The 423-nt window shown below is 65.2% G+C and carries 1 protein-coding gene; it reads left to right on the top strand.

The genetic code is table 11. The features are described 5' to 3' along the window. A partial coding sequence (locus AC1DIX_RS27960; protein ID WP_477328622.1) for a hypothetical protein occupies positions 1-423 on the top strand: 423 nt, incomplete at both ends.

The following is a 423-nucleotide window of genomic DNA, read 5'->3' as shown; positions in this document are numbered from 1 at the left end:
GGGCCATCCTGCGTGAAGGCAGCAACGAGATTGTACCGGGCGGCCCTCCAGCGGACATGGCAGACCGGCAAATTCAGGGTTTCGGAAGCCGGAAGCTCACCCTTCTCTGCGCCCTTTGGCATCTGCGAAACGAAAGCTTCGAAGCGTCGCAACTCGGCGCTGCCGCCGGCGTTTCGGCGACCGCGGCGCGCAGCGCCATTTCCGATGCCGTGCAGCTGGGCTGGCTCGTTCCGCAGGCCCGTGGCCGCAGCCACCGCTACGCCGTCGATAATTCGCAGGCGATCATCGATACGGTGAAAACAACGGCGGCGGCGGCAAGCCCGCGCTGGCAGCACTACGCCGTTCCCGCCGATGCCCTCACATCTCTGCCGCAGCGGCTCGATGGATTCTGCCGGACGCATGATATCGGCTATGCGATTACCG

The organism is Massilia sp. 05N420 (assembly GCF_056397205.1).
The sequence above is the reverse complement of the archived record's forward strand: the minus strand, read 5'-3'. Positions and strand labels throughout refer to the sequence as shown.